The 18,765-nt window shown below is 50.3% G+C and carries 12 protein-coding genes; 3 read left to right on the top strand and 9 right to left on the bottom strand.

Annotated features, from left to right (window positions below; genetic code table 11):
- Positions 1–29 precede the first annotated feature (29 nt).
- Positions 30–2,489: an O-antigen ligase family protein gene (locus tag M2277_RS25375; RefSeq protein WP_280755912.1), complete on the top strand. Its 2,460-nt coding sequence runs from the start codon at positions 30–32 to the stop codon at positions 2,487–2,489.
- Between the two features lie 77 nt (positions 2,490–2,566).
- On the opposite strand, the gene galU is transcribed toward M2277_RS25375, so the two are convergent.
- Positions 2,567–3,439, bottom strand: coding sequence for a UTP--glucose-1-phosphate uridylyltransferase GalU (galU, locus tag M2277_RS25370; RefSeq protein WP_280755911.1), 873 nt, complete (start codon positions 3,437–3,439; stop codon positions 2,567–2,569).
- A gap of 72 nt (positions 3,440–3,511) precedes the next feature.
- On the bottom strand, positions 3,512–5,476 hold the full coding sequence (locus M2277_RS25365) for a hypothetical protein (RefSeq protein ID WP_280755910.1): 1,965 nt from the start codon (positions 5,474–5,476) through the stop codon (positions 3,512–3,514).
- 631 nt (positions 5,477–6,107) lie between these two features.
- On the opposite strand from M2277_RS25365, the gene M2277_RS25360 reads away from it, so the two are divergent.
- A complete protein-coding gene (locus M2277_RS25360; RefSeq protein ID WP_280755909.1) occupies positions 6,108–6,857 on the top strand; it encodes a MerR family transcriptional regulator in 750 nt (249 codons plus the stop codon).
- Positions 6,858–6,951: 94 nt separating this feature from the next.
- Here M2277_RS25360 and M2277_RS25355 read toward each other — a convergent pair whose 3' ends face one another.
- From M2277_RS25355 to M2277_RS25345, 3 genes are all read right to left on the bottom strand, one after another.
- Entirely contained in the window at positions 6,952–9,465 is a 2,514-nt protein-coding gene (locus M2277_RS25355; protein WP_063477960.1) for a U32 family peptidase, read from the bottom strand.
- Positions 9,466–9,843: 378 nt separating this feature from the next.
- On the bottom strand, positions 9,844–10,101 hold the full coding sequence (locus M2277_RS25350; protein WP_280755908.1) for a hypothetical protein: 258 nt from the start codon (positions 10,099–10,101) through the stop codon (positions 9,844–9,846).
- Between the two features lie 11 nt (positions 10,102–10,112).
- Positions 10,113–11,210 (bottom strand): DNA alkylation repair protein, encoded by a 1,098-nt coding sequence (locus M2277_RS25345; protein ID WP_280755907.1) that lies wholly within the window; start codon positions 11,208–11,210, stop codon positions 10,113–10,115.
- Between the two features lie 418 nt (positions 11,211–11,628).
- Between M2277_RS25345 and M2277_RS25340 the strand changes: the two genes are divergently transcribed.
- On the top strand, positions 11,629–12,837 hold the full coding sequence (locus M2277_RS25340) for an MFS transporter (protein ID WP_280755906.1): 1,209 nt from the start codon (positions 11,629–11,631) through the stop codon (positions 12,835–12,837).
- A gap of 164 nt (positions 12,838–13,001) precedes the next feature.
- On the opposite strand, the gene M2277_RS25335 is transcribed toward M2277_RS25340, so the two are convergent.
- From M2277_RS25335 to M2277_RS25320, 4 genes are all read right to left on the bottom strand, one after another.
- A complete protein-coding gene (locus tag M2277_RS25335; RefSeq protein WP_280755905.1) occupies positions 13,002–14,957 on the bottom strand; it encodes a GTP-binding protein in 1,956 nt (651 codons plus the stop codon).
- A 252-nt stretch (positions 14,958–15,209) separates the two neighbouring features.
- Entirely contained in the window at positions 15,210–17,144 is a 1,935-nt protein-coding gene (locus M2277_RS25330) for a copper amine oxidase N-terminal domain-containing protein (protein ID WP_280755904.1), read from the bottom strand.
- Positions 17,144–18,220 carry a S1C family serine protease gene (locus M2277_RS25325; protein ID WP_148246379.1) on the bottom strand — a complete coding sequence of 359 codons (1,077 nt, stop codon included), beginning with the start codon at positions 18,218–18,220 and terminating at the stop codon, positions 17,144–17,146. The genes M2277_RS25330 and M2277_RS25325 overlap by 1 nt, the downstream gene beginning before the upstream one ends.
- 238 nt (positions 18,221–18,458) lie before the next feature.
- Positions 18,459–18,668 carry a hypothetical protein gene (locus tag M2277_RS25320; protein WP_006213009.1) on the bottom strand — a complete coding sequence of 70 codons (210 nt, stop codon included), beginning with the start codon at positions 18,666–18,668 and terminating at the stop codon, positions 18,459–18,461.
- Positions 18,669–18,765: the final 97 nt, after the last annotated feature.

Below are 18,765 nucleotides of genomic sequence, written 5' to 3'. Positions count from 1 at the left end.
CGTATCTACTAGAAAAGGAGATTACCAAGTTGTCGAAATTCGTCTACGGGAAAAGAAAAACCGAATCTGCTAAAGCCACGACAAAACCGGCTTTATATTGGTTGTTAATCATTGGAATCATTCTGTTTTTAGTCTGGACACCTTTTCAGACTGCACTATTTAATGGGCAACAACTGCAATTTGAAAAACCGATCTTTTGGACTGCTTTATTAGCATGTCTTCTCATGTTGGTTTGGATAGCTCAATTCTATAAACGCATCCAACTAAGAGATCAGAGAGACTGGCTTGCTGTTGGCGTTATTTTACTCCCCTTAACGTACATAATCTCACTTATTAGTGCAGCCTCATTACATTTAGCCATGAATATGGTAATTATTAATTGTATTTATGCTATCATGTTCATCATCGGTTTATATTTAATTCGTGATAATTTGGGTAACCGTATCATTCAAATCACATTTATGGCAGTCGCTTATTCAATTGTTGGATTTGGTTTGCTTCATTGGTTTGGACAAGGAAAAGCTGCGGGTGCTGTAGTGAAGTGGTTTTCTAATACCGTTTATAACGGTATATACACAAATGCCGTCATGACAGATTCCAACGGTCTACGACTGACTTCTGTATTTCAGTATGCTAATACCTATGCTGCTTTTCTGATGGCTTTTTTGTTCGCTGCAGTATTTTTCGTCACGATTTCACGAAAATGGCACGGACAGTTTTTCCACGGTTTTATGCTAGTTCCCATCATTGTATCATTACTTCTAACTTTATCCAGGGGCGGACTTGTTATGCTCCCTGTCGTGTTTATTCTGTTGCTTCTATTCTTAAAACCAGTTAAACAACTGCTATGGATTCTATACTGCGGAATATCAGGCTTAGCTTCCCTTCTCATTTCCAAATCCGTTACTGAGCTAGGACTTGATTTAAATAAAACTTTTAGCGGTAATGATGCCATTAGAGGTTGGGTGATTCTGATTGGAACTTCCGTTGTAGTTGGTTTACTAGTGTTAATAATTCAACATATCATTGTTCCTAAACTAGAAGGAGTTTCTAATGGGCTGTCCGCAAGAAAAGGTTCTAACTTATGGATTCCACTTGGCTCCATCGTTCTCGGAGGACTAGCGATTCTGTTATTGATTGGAACTAACCTTAAAAGGTTGCTCCCTGAGAACGTTAGTATTCGACTAGAGAATATTAATTTCAATCAGCACAGTGTTCTGGAACGCATAACATTTTATAAAGATTCTATGAAGGTTCTTGCAGACTATCCCATTATAGGGGCAGGTGGCGGTGCATGGGCATCACTTTACCAGCAGTATCAGAATAACCCCTACACCAGTCTTCAAGCACATACCTTTTTCTTACAATATCTGATTGAGGTTGGTATATTAGGGTTCCTCATATTCATGTCCTTTATATTATTTATTTTTTACAAATATGTCCGAGGTTATATCAAAGACAATGAAGAAGGCCGGAACAATCATTTTTTCTATCTCATTATCGTGCTTTCCATTCTGATGCACAGTATTCTGGATTTCAATATGAGTTATGTATTTATGGGCATTCTTGTATTTCTAGGCCTTGGTGGTATGGCCGCTGTGATGGACAGCAAACCTTTAATTAAATGGAGTATTAAGGATTCCACCGCTAAGAGTGTATATAGTGCTGCCATTGGGCTTTGTACGGTCATCATACTTATTACTTCTGTTCGCTATGTTCAAGCAGCTGATTATGCTCAAAAGGCTCTAGTCACTGCGCAATCAAGCCGGTCATTCGAAGAAATCAAAACACCTCTTGATAAAGATTTAAGTATACGGCCAAGTCGTCCCGAGTCAGTTCTTTTGTTGGATTCATTATATCTGACTGCTTACCAACAGACGCAGAATGAGGATTTCTATCGAGTGTCAGTGAATTTATTAAACAATGCATTAAAAAATGAGCCCTTCAATAAAAATATCATGGGACGTTTGATACAAGGTTATGAGTTGAATCAACAACCAGAGCAAGCATATAAGATACTTATCGATAATTCCTATAAATTCAAATGGGATATCGAGTGGTACGAGCAAATCATTACTAAGGGATACGATCTGGGAATGAAGGCATTGGGTACTGGTGATACAGCAGTAAAGGAAAACTACTTCAAACAAGCAACCGCAGTTTTCACCGAAGTTCAGGAAGGTATAGAACACCTAACTACATTACCTGAAGGGCAGCTACAAGGTAACCCTTTCGAGAACACCCCCGACATGATCCTCCATGCAGGCAAAATGTATTTCATGTTGAATCAACCGGAGCAAGCAGCGGAAGCACTTAAGCTTGGCATACAAGAAGATCTCTCGCAAACAACCCAACAAGAAATTGTTCGTTGGTATCTGGCAGCATTGCAAAAGCAAAACTTAAGCGATGATGCCCTTATGGGGAAACTAACCCAAGTTGACCCGAATGCGAAGGAAAATGTGCAACAGCTTGCTAATCTTCAGTTCTAAATAAGTAAGGGACAGTTCGTGGTAGAATAATTCTACCCAACTGTCCCTTTTTTTCTTATGGGCTATGAAATCGTTCCCTACCGTACCTTCGCCAAAACCCCACTCATATAAGCAATCAAATCATCTCTCAACTCTTCCCGCTGCAATGCGTAATGAATACTGGTTTCAATAAAACCCAGCTTCTCGCCGACATCATGGCGTATGCCATCAAAACTGTAGGCTATAATCGGACTCCGGCAAGCTAGTACAGACAGCGCATCAGTCAGTTGAATTTCATCGTTCTTCCCAACCTCCTGATTCTCCAGCAAGTCAAAGATCTCCGGCGGCAAAATATAACGGCCCATGATGGCCAGATTGGATGGTGCCTCTGCACGGGACGGCTTCTCTACCAATCTTGATGTTTCATAAATTCTTTCCGATTTCCTTAAGCCATCCACGATCCCGTATCGATTAACTTCGTCCCACTCGACAGGCTGAACGCCCACAATGGCGGATTGATAGGTATCGTAGACCTTCATCATCTGCCTCAGGCAAGGCACCTCCGACTCCACGATATCGTCACCGAGCAATACCGCAAACGGCTCGTCTCCAATGAACTTACGCGCACACCAGATCGCATGCCCAAGACCCTTGGGCTCTTTTTGCCGAATGTAATGGATATCCGCCATATTGGACGGCTTGCGCACCTCTTCGAGAAGCCCCCACTTGCCCTTCTCCGCTAAATTATGTTCAAGTTCAAATGAGGAATCAAAATGGTCCTCGATCGCCCGCTTTCCTTTACCCGTCACGATGATAATGTCCTCAATGCCGGAAGCCACAGCTTCTTCTATGATGTATTGGATAGTAGGCTTGTCCACAATAGGAAGCATCTCTTTCGGCATTGCTTTCGTGGCCGGCAGGAACCGCGTGCCCAGTCCCGCGGCCGGTATGATCGCTTTACGAATGTTCATCCTATCTTCTCCATTCTCGTAAGTCTCCCACATATTGATGACATTGTACCATGAGTCCGATCAAACCTTCGATTAAAACCGATTTTTATCAAAGACTGGCAGCTTCAGCGTAAAGGCCGAGAACGACTCCTTGGAGTCGGGGAGCACGACGGTCACTACCCCGTCATCAAAAACATGGCTCGGCAAGGCTGAGGTCGTCGCCTGGTACTTATCTTTCATATCGACCGGAAGCTCCATGAGCACCTTGCCATAATCCCTGCTAGTGATGATGACAGGAATTATCTCTCCGTATTCACGGTTAGTCTGCATGCGGATGCTCAAGCTCCGGTCATGATTAAGCACAACTTGCACATTCCCTAATACGGCGCGATCCGCCTCGGTCATCTCCCAAGCAAGATCACCCACAAAACCACCGGATCCATCACCCGCCCGCTGAAGCCGCTCCACGATAGCCTGAAAGGCTTGAGGCTCCGTCTTCATAGCCGCCTCCGTCTTACGCAGCTCATCGCTGATTTGCAGTGTAGTGTTCATGACGTGTCTATTGGCCAGGGCAACCTTTAATCCCAGTTCCTTATTCCACTGTCCGAGCGGCAGGAACACCTTTCCGTCGACGACCACTTGCTTGTTCTGGCTGGCTGCAAGTTTGCTCGTTCGACTTTCCCGCTGGAACAGCAGTTCCTTACCCTTCACCTCATATTGGATATGGAATGCATCGGCGAACTCCTTCAGTGGAACGTAATACAGGCCGTTCATGTGGAACGCGGGCTGCCCTTCATAAGAAAGCACGCCGTTACCGGATGTCACCGCGACCGGAAGCGTCAAATAGAATAGGCCCTCATACGAGAAGGAGTCCCAGTAGTTGACCCAATCCCGGTACTGGTCGTACTCGATTTTGAAATGTTTCCCTTCCGGGACGTAATAGAAGGACGGCGGATAGGCGCCCGGATTAGAAAAATAGTATTCGATGACATAGAGCTCATCCGATGCCCACCGAATCCCGGTAACATACGCTTTATATAAGGCGTCGTATTGCTGTACCAGCTTCAAGGTTTTAAGATCATACATGTACACTTTGCCGTTCTGCGTCTTGTTGACGCCTCCTGAAGGATCCGCAATGATCACCAAGTACTTGCCGCCGGGGGAAACAAAGGTTTTTACTTCCTTGACCAGCCCCTTATAGAGAGAGACGGTTTTGCCGCCGCTGCGACTTCCCTCCACGGTCCATTGGTAGGTACCGTTTTGGTAACTGTTCTTCCATTTAATCCTGGTCCCTCCGGCCATAAAACTCTTCGTGGACGTGGATTGCTTGGAATCATATGCCACCCGGTTCTCCGTGACTTTGACCGCGCTGCCCTTCCCTCCGCCGAATGTAACGTTATAACAGCCGGTCAGTTGGCTATTAGGGCAATATACGCCAAAATTCTGTGAAGCCGGAGCCGGCGAGAGGCTGTAATCGGTTTCCGTCACATCCTCCGAAGTGATTAACCGCCCCCCGGACAGCTTTCGCTTGTTGTCCACCAGTGAGTAATACTGGATTCCGGTTTTTTCCGAATATAAGGAGTACAGGCCGAGCTGGGCTTCAAGCCCAACTCTTGGCCCCGGCTGGATCTCCTTCACTTTTCGCAGCGACAAGGTGGTGTAATCAAATTCATAAATAATAGTAACTTCACCTTTTCCTTGGACAGGGCTCTGTACCGCTACCGTATAGGCTTTGAGTCCTTGAGGCGTGTCCGCGACAACCCCATCCTGCATATTGAAGCCGTTCGTGGACCAAAACCGGTAGTGCGACGGCAACAATGTCTTATCGGTAAAATCATATTCACTCACCTTTTTCATCCCGATATCAAAGCTGATCCGGGTTGTACGGACCGTGACTTGATTCTGGGTTCCATCAAAAATGTAGGTTGCCCGGTGCCTTACCTTTTCCTTCCCATCGGCAGCAGCTGCCGACGTAATCCCCTTCTCTGGCAAAACGATCAGCAGGGCACATAGCAGCAGAAAAGCAATGCACCTTCTTCTTCTTGTGTTCGTGATCATGCTAAAGTCTCTCTCCCATCTCAAATCGTATATGAAGTAGCCAAGAAATGACTCCCTTGGACCTTTATCGGTTCTTGGTGCGACTTTGGAAAGCCAAGGCCGATATCTTGAGATAGAGAATTCGAGCATTTACCCATGGAACGGGCAGCCCATCACTTGTACAAAACTTCATTCGACAAAAAGCCAAAAAAGCTGATTGCTGATGATAGAAAGAAACGTCTACATCAATAATCTCGAAATTCACACTGATCCTGTTGGTGGACGTAGGGAACGCTAATCTCGCCGCGCAAAGCGCAGTTATAGAGATCGGTGGCCTCAAATTTGGGCGCAGTGCAGCTAAATATAATCCTGTTAAAAGTACACCTGCGATCGTGAGACCAGTGAGTGTACCGGAGTAAAGTGTATTTTCAAAGACGGTTTCATATATGGATTGCATCCCATACTTGACTACCACCATCACTAACACAAATTCAAGGACCAGCAACAACCAGCTCCCGCCATGTCCAAGGGTCCTTCTGCTTCCAAGTCTCCGTTCTGCTCATCATCCATTCCTCCAGATTCTCTGTGATATAATTCCACTATAGAGAGTGACGTGACGTCACCTGCAAGTTTTATGTTCAGGAGGAACGGCATGAATCGATGGACAACCGGGCAAGTAGCCAAACAGTGGAACATCTCGGTCCGAACGCTGCGCTACTATGATCAGATCGGTCTCTTAAAGCCAAGCGAGAAAGAGGATAACGGACGCCGTTACTATTCGGAAGACGACCTGTTTACGCTGGAAAAAATCACGCTTCTTAAATCGTTGGCGCTGCCGCTGGAGGAGATCCAAAATGTGCTGGATAAGTTATCCTACCGCGATATTTTGACTGCGCATCACAATCATCTGCAGGAACAGCTGTCTTTGTTACAGACCCATATTTCCAACACCACCTCCCTGATCCATATGATCGATCTGGAGGGTTCGCTCTCCTGGGAGCGAGTATCCCACCTTGTACAGAACGCACAAGCGAGCGCGAAAAAATGGACGGATTATTTCGAGGAAGAAGAGCGTGCCTTTCTACAGCAGGCACTCCCGAATCTCAGCCACAATGACCGGATGACGCAGCAGTACGTCTCACTGCTCCGGAGAATAGAGTGGTGCGTACAGCAGGCTATCCTGCCGGAATCCGATGAGGGATATAATATAGCCAGCGAATTAATGGCGCTGTCCAATGAAACTTTTGGCGGAGATGAAGACTTGATGGACAAGTTCTGGGAAGTGCGAAAGCGCCCGGCAGAAGAATCCGGGCTGTATCCTGTCTCGGAAGAGGTGCTGGAATTTGTGGAGCGGAGCATTGCATATGTGGAAGAACGAAATAACATTAAAGAGTTGAGATAGGATAGAAGTTATATTCATATTCTCCAGACAAAAAAAGCACATGTCAGCCCAATCGCTGGCATGTGCTTATATATTTCATAAAGATATCTATTCCTTACTTCACCAACTGCCCCCGCGTTACCCCAAGCTGGTTGGTTGCCTTCAGCTTCTTCCATACCTGGGTACCGTTGATCTCACCGCGCAGAGCGCGGTTGTAGAGATCGATGACCTCATGGACTTGCTCCGGCGTCTCTTCGAGAAACTCCACGCGGTAGCTGGATACGCCCAGCTCCATGAAGTTCGCGAGATACTCGGCGCCGGACTGCTCGATGGCATTGTATACCGTGTTACGGCAGCCTTCGTCTACCCGAACCGGGTGGGACATGCCGATCCGGTCCTGTAGGGACACGCGGCTCTCTTCGCACGGACGACCGCAGTTCGTAAAGTCCGTTCCTTCGCTGAGGAACGTGCAGTACACGCAGTGCTCCGTATGGAACATCGGAAGATGCTGATGGATGACAATCTCCATCTTGGACGTGTCGGCCTTACCGAGAAGATCCACCATCTGCTGGATGTTCAGGTCATAGGAAGGCGTGACGGCATCGCATCCGGCTTCGACGAACAGGTCAACCGCCTTATGGTTGGCGATGTTCAAGGAGAAGTCGCCGATCAGCCGGGGATGCTTCGCCCCCGGGTTCTCCATCCGGTGGCGCAGGTAGAAATACAGCGCACCGGTGTTGCGCACCAGCACGGCGTCCGGCTGGAGGCGCAGGATGTTGTTGTGGTAGCCGTTCTCGCCCGGCATGTGAATGCGCGGCGTTGCCAGCGCAATCTGTTTGCCGGCTGCACGCACGGCTTCCACCGCTGCCGGGAACTGCTTGATGAACTCGAAGTCGGCGTAGATCATCTCAACGCCGGCCTCGAGTGCAGCCTGCACCTGCGGCAGGCTGCGGCACAGCGCGGTGAGCTTCGCCTCACCGCGGCCCACGGGCGCAGCGGGCACAGCCGCATCGCCATACACCGCCACCGCCCGTTTCACGTACACGGGCGGTTTAGGCCGCTCGCCGGCGAGCAGCTCCACCGCACGGCGGCGGATGCTGTTGAGCTCGCGAATCGGCACGATGACGTCGCCGTACAGGTCGACGTCCAGTGCCTCAAGCTGGAACACCGTTCCGCCCAGGCGGCCAAGCTGCTCCTCCAGGATTTCCTGGCTGAGCGGGCGCTTCTGGGCAATCTCCAGTTCCAGCTCCGAATCCACCTGGACCGTCGTGCCCTTCTGCACATCGGTCCACCAGGTTGACAGCAGCTGTCCGGGACGGCCGCTGACACGTACATGTACCGGGAATACCCGGTACGGCTTCTCCGTCTCGTACGTCTGACGGAGGCGCTTGTCCAGTGCCGGATCATTGGTCTTCCAGATCCGGTCGCCGACATGCAGCTTGCGCAGGTCCACGTCGCTCCGGCCGGGAACAATATCAATGATCCATCCTTCCTCCGCTTCACCCTCCAGCTTCACGCCCTTGCGCCGTACGTCGTAGACGCGTCCGCCTTCTTCTTTTTTCGTAGGATCTCCAGCATCGAACACGATGCCGTCCCCGCGTTTGAGCGGCGCATCCAGCTTGCAGACAACACCGTCGCGCAGAATCTGCTCTACCCGGCCGAGATACACGCCGCGGCTTTTTGGAAACGTACCCTCAACCAGCTTTTTATTGTTCGTTCCATCCAGGAAGCCATGCGTGAAGCCGCGCGAGAAACTCTGCTGCAGCTCACGCACCTCTTCCTTGCTCGGTCTCGCATCTTCCCCGTCGAAATACCGGTCAATGGCCTTCCGGTACTTGCTCACGACGTTGGCCACATACTCAGGGCTCTTTAAACGGCCCTCAATCTTAAACGAAGTCACGCCCGCTTCGATCAGCTCCGGCATCAGATCAATGGCGGCCAGATCCTTTGGCGAGAGCAAGTAGGCGACGTCGCCCATCGGCTTCTGCTCGCCATCCACGATCAGATCATACGGCAGACGGCAAGCCTGCGCGCACTCGCCGCGGTTCGCGGAACGACCTCCCCACATTTCGGAAGTCAGGCACTGACCCGAGTACGATACGCATAGCGCACCATGCACGAATACTTCCATCGGCAGTTTTGCCTGCTCCCCGATCTTCTGGATTTGCTTCAGATTGTTCTCGCGTCCCAGCACGACGCGCTCCATATTAAACGGCTTTGTGAACTCGACTGCCTCCGGCGAAGTGATCGTCATCTGCGTAGAGCCATGGATCGGGAAGTCCGGCGAGATTTCGCGAATCATTTTCACCAGACCCAGATCCTGCACAATCACCGCGTCCACCCCGGCATCCACGCAAGCATCAATCAGTTCCTTGGCATCCTCCAGCTCGTTCTCAAACACCAGAATATTAAAGGTCAGAAATCCCTTAACCCCATAACTGTGCAGGAAGGCCATAATTTCGGACAGCTCATCCATCCGGAAATTATTCGCCCGTGCACGGGCATTAAACTTTTCGACTCCAAAAAAGATCGCGTCCGCCCCATTCGCCACGGCAGCCCGCATACAATCCCAATCCCCTGCCGGTGCCAGCAATTCCACGTCTTCTCTTTGTATTGCTTTCGTGTCCATCTATATCCTCCCAGACCGGTTCATGCCGGTATACTGTGTACTACTATTCTTTCATTGAAACCAACAAGCCATACTCTATTTTCATAGAACAGGACGTTTCACATCTATATCAATTGGTTGTTAACACTTGAATAGCTCTTCAACTTATCTAGTGTACCAAAAGTCCGGCTTCTCTTCTACCTGCTAGCTTGATTTCCACACATTTGATAGTGCTGCCATAATCCGCATGGCGCTCAGTTTTGCACAAAACAAAAACAAGCCCTCCCCTTGGAAGGCTTGCCTCACATGACCTGCTACGACCGCTGCCTGGCATGATCACCGTGCGGGGCTAGTATTATCATCTCTTTCTTTTGCATACGGGGATTACTTCCTCTTTCCTCAACCAGGGATCTGGAATACTGCATGTTGATCTCCGTATCCTTTAGTCAGAGCCTTCTTAACATCTCGGCGGTCGACAGCCATCCAAGCCTGCCTCGGACCACGCACCGTGCCGTGCGCCAGGGAGCAGTTGCCCACGATGTACAAAACTTTGGAACGGAACTCTCCCGTACCGTCAACCCGATTCAGGATTCCTTTGCCAGAGGTTTCCAGTGCAACGTCCTGCACCCAGGGTTTGCCGGTATACGTCCTGCACAAGTCCCCTACGCTTACTCCGCGCCCTCCAGCACAAAGTCCATGCTGGCCAATCGCTTGCCGTTCACCACAATGTGAAGGCGGTGATCACCGGAGTAGAAGCGGCGCGTCGAGATCGGCTTAAAGGATTGCTTTTTCTCGACCTTCCAACTTCCCGATGAATAGATCTTGTCCGAGCATTTATAGCGTTTCGGCGCAAGCTTGCCGTTCGCCTTCATATAATCAATCTCATAATCGATGCGCAGTGCCATCGGATTACCGGTTTCATTGACCACCTGAAAAACAAACTCCAGGTCGTCGCCCATCGCGATCACAGATCGCTTGATCCGAAGCTCGCGGACTTCAAGTCCCTCAAGCTCTTCCAGCTCCACATATCCGAAAATAGCCAATGCCCGGATGTCCCCTTTTCGCAGCAGAGAACGCAGCGCATGACGCACGATCCAATCCGTGAGAGGATGCTGGCCATACCACTTCGCGGCAATCTCAAGCACAAGCTCCGGGTGGTCCTTAGAGATATCGTTCAGGTGATTTGCCACGCTTTTTCTTACATAGAGGGAAGAGTCCTCTTTCAGCTGCTCCAGGATCGGCAGAGCCGGACGCGGATCCTTAATCAGCGCCGGCAGCTGCGGGGCCCAGGGCAGGCGCGGTCTGCAGCCCTCGCTCGCCAATCTGCGCAGATGCTCATCCTCAGACCGAGCCCATGTCATCATCTGGGTCAGCATCCGTTCCTGATCCTGCATAATAAAGGGGCGCACGGCAAACTCCGCCGTAGAAGAATGCGTGAATACCGCCAAAGCCTCCATCGAGGTCTCCAGGTCTTCCATGCCATTAACCTCAACATAATCCGGAAAAAACACATATTCCACGCCTCTAAAATGCGGTGCCACCTGTTTAAGGATCTGCACAGCATCGGGGTAGGAAGCGGGCAGCGTGTCCGTTAAGGCCATTGTAATATGACGAATGCGCTGCTTGAACTCCTCCCGCTCCCAAGCTTCATCATGAACAAGCCCCATGAACCGGTTCACATCGAATGCCGGATAGGCTTCCTTTAACCGGTCGGTCACTTGTTGGAACAATGTATTCGAATATAGATCCTTCAGCGTTTCTCTCATATCAGTTCTCCCCAAAAAAATAATTTTACGATATTATGTCAACGTCTTATCGATTCCTGAAAACCCTTTATTTATGCGATGACCAGGGGATTCCAAGCCATCCTGAAATGAGCCCTTAGCCTCCATACACCCGTACCCAGCCTCTTCCCATTCCATATCATGTGGTGTAGGATGAAGTTGCACGCCTTTCGCTTTAGTGCGGTAGTCTGGGTGATTCCAGTTTACCAAATTTGGGGGGCGTTTTGCTTTACCCGAATTGTGATATCCCTTTTGCGGGAATGACCGAAGTTAAGATTTTGATATTTATAAATAACCCAAGAGACCGTGAACAACTAATACATACACCATTATCTATTTAAAGATTGGAGGGGAAGCCCGAAGGATTACAACAAATCGCACATCAGGAGATGAAGAAGACATGGAAAGTTGGAAAAAGAATTTATGGATACTATGGTTCGGCTCCTTTATTGTTTCATCAAGCTTCTCAATGGTCATACCATTTCTCCCGCTTTTTCTGATTGAACTCGGCGTTACCAAGAATACGGAAATGTGGTCGGGACTGCTGTTCAGTTCCGCTTTTTTTGCGGGCGCCTTGTCCTCTCCCTTCTGGGGAGCTGTAGGGGACAAATACGGGCGCAAGCCGATGATTATCCGTGCAGGGCTCGTGCTCTTTGTCATCTATGTTCTGATGGCGTTTGTAACGAATGAGTACCAGGTATTGATTCTCCGCCTGCTGCAAGGCCTTCTCTCCGGCTTTATCCCGGGAGCTATCGCAATCGTCGGTACCAATACCCCTGAGAAAAAGGTCGGTTATGCCCTCTCGATGATGTCCACGGCAACCGCCACCGGCGGCATCATGGGTCCCATGATCGGCGGCACGCTGGCCTCCCTGTTCAGCAACCGAATGGCATTCGGATTGGCAGGGATGCTCTGCTTCGCAGCTACGCTGCTCGTCATATTCTGGGTCAAAGAAGAGAAATTCGTACCCAGCAAGGAGCGCGTCTCCGTCATGAACACCTTCAAAGTCGCCGGACACAACAAAGCGCTCATGACCGTGCTCATGCTCACCGTTCTGACGCAGTTCTCCGTCATGACAATCGAGCCCGTACTGCCACTCTATATCGCTCAGATTGGCGGCTCTTCATCCCATACTTCGATGATTGCCGGCTTCGTCTTCTCCATCGTCGGGATCGCGAGCATCCTGTTTGCAGCTAGGTGGGGGCGCTTGGCCGATAAAATCGGATTCCAGAAGGTGCTCCTGATCGGCCTGCTGGCCGGCGGAGTCGGATCGCTCGCTCAAATCCTGTTCAGCAATATTTGGGCGTTCTCAGCCATCCGCTTTGCCTACGGTGCGTTCTTCTGTGCCGTATTCCCCGCACTCAACGGCCTTGTTGTCAAACATACGCCAAGCGAATTCCGCGGACGGGCGTTCAGCCTCAACCAGACGGCCAACCAGATTGGCGGCATGGCCGGACCGCTCGTTGGCGGTTTGGTCAGCGGCGTTTTTAACATTCATTCGGTATTCCTGATGACCGGCGTCTTAATGCTGATTACAACCGGCATCACCTATTGGACGATGCGCCCTTCGCGCCAGCAGCCAGTAGAAAAAGGATCCCTCTCTTCATAATCCACTTGGACTGCGCACGCGTTAAGATCGATATGATGCATGCGCAGCACCTTCCGGACCTAAATAAAGCCTTGGTATCCCTTATTTGCCCATATTACTTGTCTGCACTGCTGGACGCATTATCACTCGATTTCCTAGCTGTACGCCTATTCGCTTCCGCTGAGCTACACATGCATATGTCGGTCCGCTTCATCCCAAGGCACAGCATAACCGCTACCCTTCGCACAAAAGATGGAGGAGGAGCTGTATTCAGGATCGGCATTCTTATCGTATCCTTTACGATCAATGACATCTGCCTCGTTATGACAACGGTCATAACCGCCGTAAACAAGGGATATCGCACCTCTTCCTTTGGTATAGGCGGCTAATTCCATACTGTAATTCATCATGGTCGATACAGGAGCTGACCCCGTGACCGTTACCTTGTCCCCTGATGTTTCCGGCGGCTCAAAGTTGGCTTTCGCCTGGGTCAGATCCGACATCAACCGTCCAATATGCTCCACATCCACCTTCACCTTGAAGTGATAGTAAGGCTCCAGCAGCCTATTGCTTGCTTTCTCCAGGCCCTGGCGAAGGGCTCGGTAGGTAGCTTCCCTGAAATCCCCGCCGTGTGTATGCTTGTTGTGCGCCCGCCCCTTGAGCAGGGTTATCTTGATATCAGTGACCGGAGAGCCTGTAAGCAGCCCGTGATGATCCCTCTCACCGACATGCTGGGCAACCAGATGCTGATAGTTGACCGGCAGAACATCGGGATGACAAGCATTGGCAAATACGATGCCGCTGTTGCGCTCTCCGGGCTCCAGCCGGAGATGCACCTCCGCATAATGCTTCAGCGGTTCGAAATGGCCGCAGCCCACAACATCCTCTGTGATGGTTTCTTTGTATAGAATCTCCGGTTCACCGAATGAAATCCGGTATCCGAACCGCTCGAACACGATGCGCTCCAGTACTTCAAGCTGAATGATCCCCATCACGTGAATATGAATCGCCTGGGCCGGCTCGTCCCACTGCACGGACAACGAGGGGTCCTCCGCATCCAGCAGACGAAATCCGCGCAGCATATCCTTGGGATGAATGGAGGATTCAAACAGCACCTTCGACTTCAATGTCGGTACAAGCTCGTATGCCGTCCGTCCGCTTAAAGCCCCGAGTCCGTCTCCTGCCGCAGCCGCAGAAATACCCGTCACCACAAACAGATCACCCGCATGCACCCGGTCGGTATTCATGACCCGTCCCCCGTTGATCAGGCGGATAAACGTCACCTTCTCCCGGATCATCTCGGCTCCGGACACATAAACGATTTCATCCCGCACCTGCAGCGTTCCGCCCATGGCTTTGATATAGGTCAGCCTCGTTCCCTGCTCATCATGGCGAATCTTATATACCCTCCCGGCAAACTCCGCCCCGGGATCATAATCCGTAACGGTCAGCAGATCCAGCTGATGCAGAAAATGAGTCACCCCCATATTCTGCAGAGCAGAGCCGCTGAAGCAGGGGAAGAGTTGTCCTTCCCGTATCATCGCTGTCATCGTATCCAACCACTGCGAAACCTCATATCCCTGCTCCATATAGAGCTCCAGCAGCTTCTCGTCCCGCTCTGCAATCGCCTCTATAAGAGAGGACTGCATCACGCCTTCGTGCAGCACATCCTCCTCTGTGATCATGCAGGCGTCCTCGGTAAGCTCATGTCGAATCTCTTCAAGCACACGCGGCACATCCGCGCCCACCCGATCGATTTTATTAATAAAAAAGAACGTAGGCACCCCATGCTTGCGCAGCAAATGCCATACCGTCTCGGTATGACCCTCGACACCCTCCACGGCACTGATGACAACAATCGCGGCGTCCATTACCCCAATGGCCCGCTCCATTTCCGGGGAGAAATCGACATGACCCGGTGTATCGATCAAATAATAGGTAGAGCCGTTGAACTGCATGGTCGCCTGATCGGCGAATACGGTGATCCCGCGTTCTTTTTCAATATCATGACTATCCAGAAAAGCGCTCTGATGATCCACGCGGCCGCGCTCCTGGATGGTATCGGTCATATATAACAGCTGCTCTGCAAGCGTGGTTTTCCCAGCATCCACATGAGCGAACATGCCTATTGTTTTTTTCATCCGCTGTTTCCCTCTTCTACAAGCCGATTTCATTGATTATAAATACACTCACTATTTTAATTTTAACATATCGAACCGCAAAAACGGCACATACGTTCTATATGTCACCAAATAATTTGGCGACATCCCCGCTGTCTATATCAAAACAGCTGCCCCTCTGCACCCCATGGATGCAGCTGGACAGCTATAAATGATGCCGATAATGAACCCTATTGCAATAAAAGGATCAGATGAGTTCCTTCATGTCTTCTATCATTTCACCAGTTCAAATGATGACAGCGCACGTTCAATCGCGGCTTTCTGCACGTCCGTTGCATTGGCATCGTTCAGCGTTGTCGTAATCGTGTAGGCAATGTTCCCGCTCTCAAAGACGATTTCCTGTGTGGTGAAACCTACACCGTTCTTGACCTGATGTACCTTGAACGACACGGCTGGGACACCGGCGTAAGTGATATTTTCAACCCCAAGCAGCTTCACCTTGGTTCCCGAGGCTGAGCTCGCTTCGTTATAATATCGCTTCAGATTGCTGACGATGTATTCTGCAGCGACGTCCCTTTGTGCAATAATCTCAAATCCGCCCCCGGCAAAACCATACTCCACGCTTCCCTGCTCGAACTGATCGTTCAGCGGCTCCCAATACCTTGGGATATCGATATGATAGCGATAAGCTTGAGAGTTTTTGGTTCTCATTTTGGATTTATCCGTCAGATAGCCTTCCTCGCCAATACGGCCGAAGTTCTCCGGCACGACCTCATAATCGATTTCAATCGATTCCAGAACCTTCTTCCAGTTGGAAGCCGCCCGCTCCTGGCCATCCGGTACCGCGTACTCCAGATAATAACGATAGCCGTTCTTCTGAATCATCACTTCATACTCGGTTACCCATTTATCGCCGAAGTTGTACCGTACCTCCTGAATCTGTCCTTTTACACCCGATATTTCAACAGGCGTAAGTCCGACATATTCGTATGCATCCTTGACAAAGGATTCCGGCAGCCAGTCTTTAAGCCGCTGCGCCCAAGCCGACAATGTAGAGTCGGCCCCCGTCGGAGCGGATGTCACCGAAACGGACAGGTAGCCCTCTCCTTCCCCGCCATACAGCATTTCCTTGTTGTTGATCTCCCAGCCTGCAGGAACGCCGAACCATATTCCGTATTCCTCACTTCCTGCTTCCCGGAGACCATTGACAATGGTCGATACATCTTTTGCTGATTTGTCCCCCGCACTATAGGTCGTTCTGAATGAGCCCAGCAAGCCCGCATGTTTGTCCATATCCTTGTAGTGAACCGCTTCTGCATCGGCAAAATACAGCTCATACACGCGGTCGTTGGCATAATACTGCCGCCCTTCCCATAAGACGCCGTCCACATCGCGGGAGATGACTCTGGCGTATCGTACGGTTCCGCCGGAGACCGTCTCCTGGTGAAGCACAACATCCCCGGAGTCGTTTACTTCCTTCAGAAGACGTTCCAGCAGGTCATCGGGACTTTGCTTCACCTTCTGGGAGGAAGCATGGATTTCCAAGTAGTAACGGCCCGTCGCGTCATTGAACGCGGCTCCGCTCTCGTCGTCCGTCCCTCTTCCAACCATCATCCAGGAGGGATAATTCATACTCCATTCATAATAACTATTCCCGATCCGGGTCTTTCCCGTGGTATTGTTGATTTCGCCTTCGCCCTGCTTCTCTTCCTTATCCATAACCATGAGGCTAATGGACAGCTTGCCTTGGGAAGAGCTTACCTTGGCGCCAATCCCTGCCGCAACCGGGCGCAGAGGCACCATCAGCGTGCCGGCTACCATCGTTGGTTCTGCCGGAAGCTGCACCTTTTTCCCATCGATCCAAGCCGTCTTGTTGTCGATCACGAGCACAACGGTATGCGAGCCTTGCAGCAATCGAACCCGATTCTCCCCTTCGAGCCTGATCTCGCTGCCAAAAGCTTTCTTGAACACGCCAAGCGGCACCATGAGCACCCCCTGTTTCAATTGGGGTTTGGCAATCGTGTAGGCTGTGCCATTCACCGAAGCTGTACTGCTGCCGCTCTGCACCGTCAATACCCGCTTCTCGGGAACCACGTCATCCCCCCATACCGGAAGTGACAGCGACGTAAATAACATGAAAGCCGCTACCGTACCCGCTGTAAACCGCTGCAGACGTCGGCTTGACTCCGTGCTTGCTCTCTTAACCATTACTCAGCCTCCCCAACGCTTGACGAAACAGCTTGGCTTCCATCCTGGCTGAGCGTCAGTTTAAGATTTACGATATCCCCGTCACGCTGCATCAGCAATTGAACATGCTGGCCCGGCATGAAGGACTTTAACCGTTCGTTTATATCCACAACGGAATATACGCGCTTTCCGTTAATTGCGTATAACACATCGTCTTCTTGAATCCCGATTTTGCGTGCCTCTGCAGACAGCACCTTGGTAACCGTCAGTGGGTCATCTGAAGGAAGCCCCACAATGGCCGACCAGCTCTCTTCCAGCTCCAACCCGAGTGCCGCTCTTCTCACTTCACCATATTTCAATAAGTGATCCGTCACATAACGAACGGTTTCCGCCGGAATGGAGAAGCCCATATTTTCAATGCCGACCGCGGCGAATTTCTTGCTGTTGATCCCGATAACCTCGCCCTTCAGATTAACCAGCGGGCCGCCGCTGTTTCCAGGGTTGATCGCTGTATCGGTCTGAATCAGACGGTAAGAACCGTCCACGCTGCGGTTTAGACCGCTAACCACACCGACCGAGGCTGAATTCCGCAGCGAGAATGAGATCGGGGTGCCGATGGCAACCACGGTTTCCCCCACCAGCGCATTTTGCGCGGTAGCGGCAAACTTGGCCGGCTTCAAGGATTTGGCATTGATTTTAACCAAGGCGATATCGCTCATCGGATCACTGTATACGCCCTTGGCTTTATAGGATTTGCCATCGGAGGTCACAATCGTGATGCCGGTTAGACCATCCACTACATGGGCATTCGTCACAATCCAGCCGTCTGACTTCCAGATGACCCCCGTGCCATGAGCGAGGTTATATCGATCGTCCACTTCCCCGCCTCCTGATGCAGCCTTCCCGATAATGCCAACGACCGACGGCGACATCAGGCTGATGACCTGTGGCACCGCGTTTTGTTCATATGTACTTTTGTTCTTTGATGCTGCAGCTGCCGCAATATCGGTATCCATAACGACACCGCAGCTTCCCGCCAGAATCACGGTCCCCAGCAGAACAGCAGCTAATCGCTGCTGCCAATGTATATTCTTCAATTGTTCGGTTCCTCCCCCGGTTCCATCCTCTATCCAACTTGTACTCCTCAATTTATCATGTTTTTCCATATACAGCCATTGCTTCTAGACCTATTTCTTTTTTATTTTCTTGCAGATTGTGTAACTTTCCCTCGAAGCAACAAAAAGACGCCTTCATCCTGCAAGAGCAGAAGGGCGTCTTGTTTGTATGTATTTCCTTCGTCAAATGAAGCCGCTTTAATAACGTACGAAATGCAGCCTAATTGTTAAACCATCCCGTAATCATGGCATAGTCAGAATACAGGAACACAAATAAGCTGACGAGGCCGAAAGCGATTGCGAATTTATTTTTTTGGCGGGCCATCAGCAAGCGAACCACACCAACCAAGATCAAAATCGTAAACAAAATCATAAAGATATCAAATGTCTTGAATGTTGCGCTCGCATCCGATGCTGCTGCAAGGATCATGAAACGTACCTCCTCGTGGGTTTGTTCTCGGGCAAATTTACATATCTTCTTATATGTTATCCATGTGCCCGTCCAGATGCAAGCCCTCTGTCCCCAA

The organism is Paenibacillus sp. LBL, from assembly GCF_029893715.1.
In the GTDB taxonomy this organism is placed as follows: Bacteria; Bacillota; Bacilli; order Paenibacillales; family Paenibacillaceae; genus Paenibacillus_AQ; species Paenibacillus_AQ glucanolyticus.
Note: the sequence above shows the minus strand (reverse complement) of the source record. Positions and strands in the feature narration are given on the sequence as shown.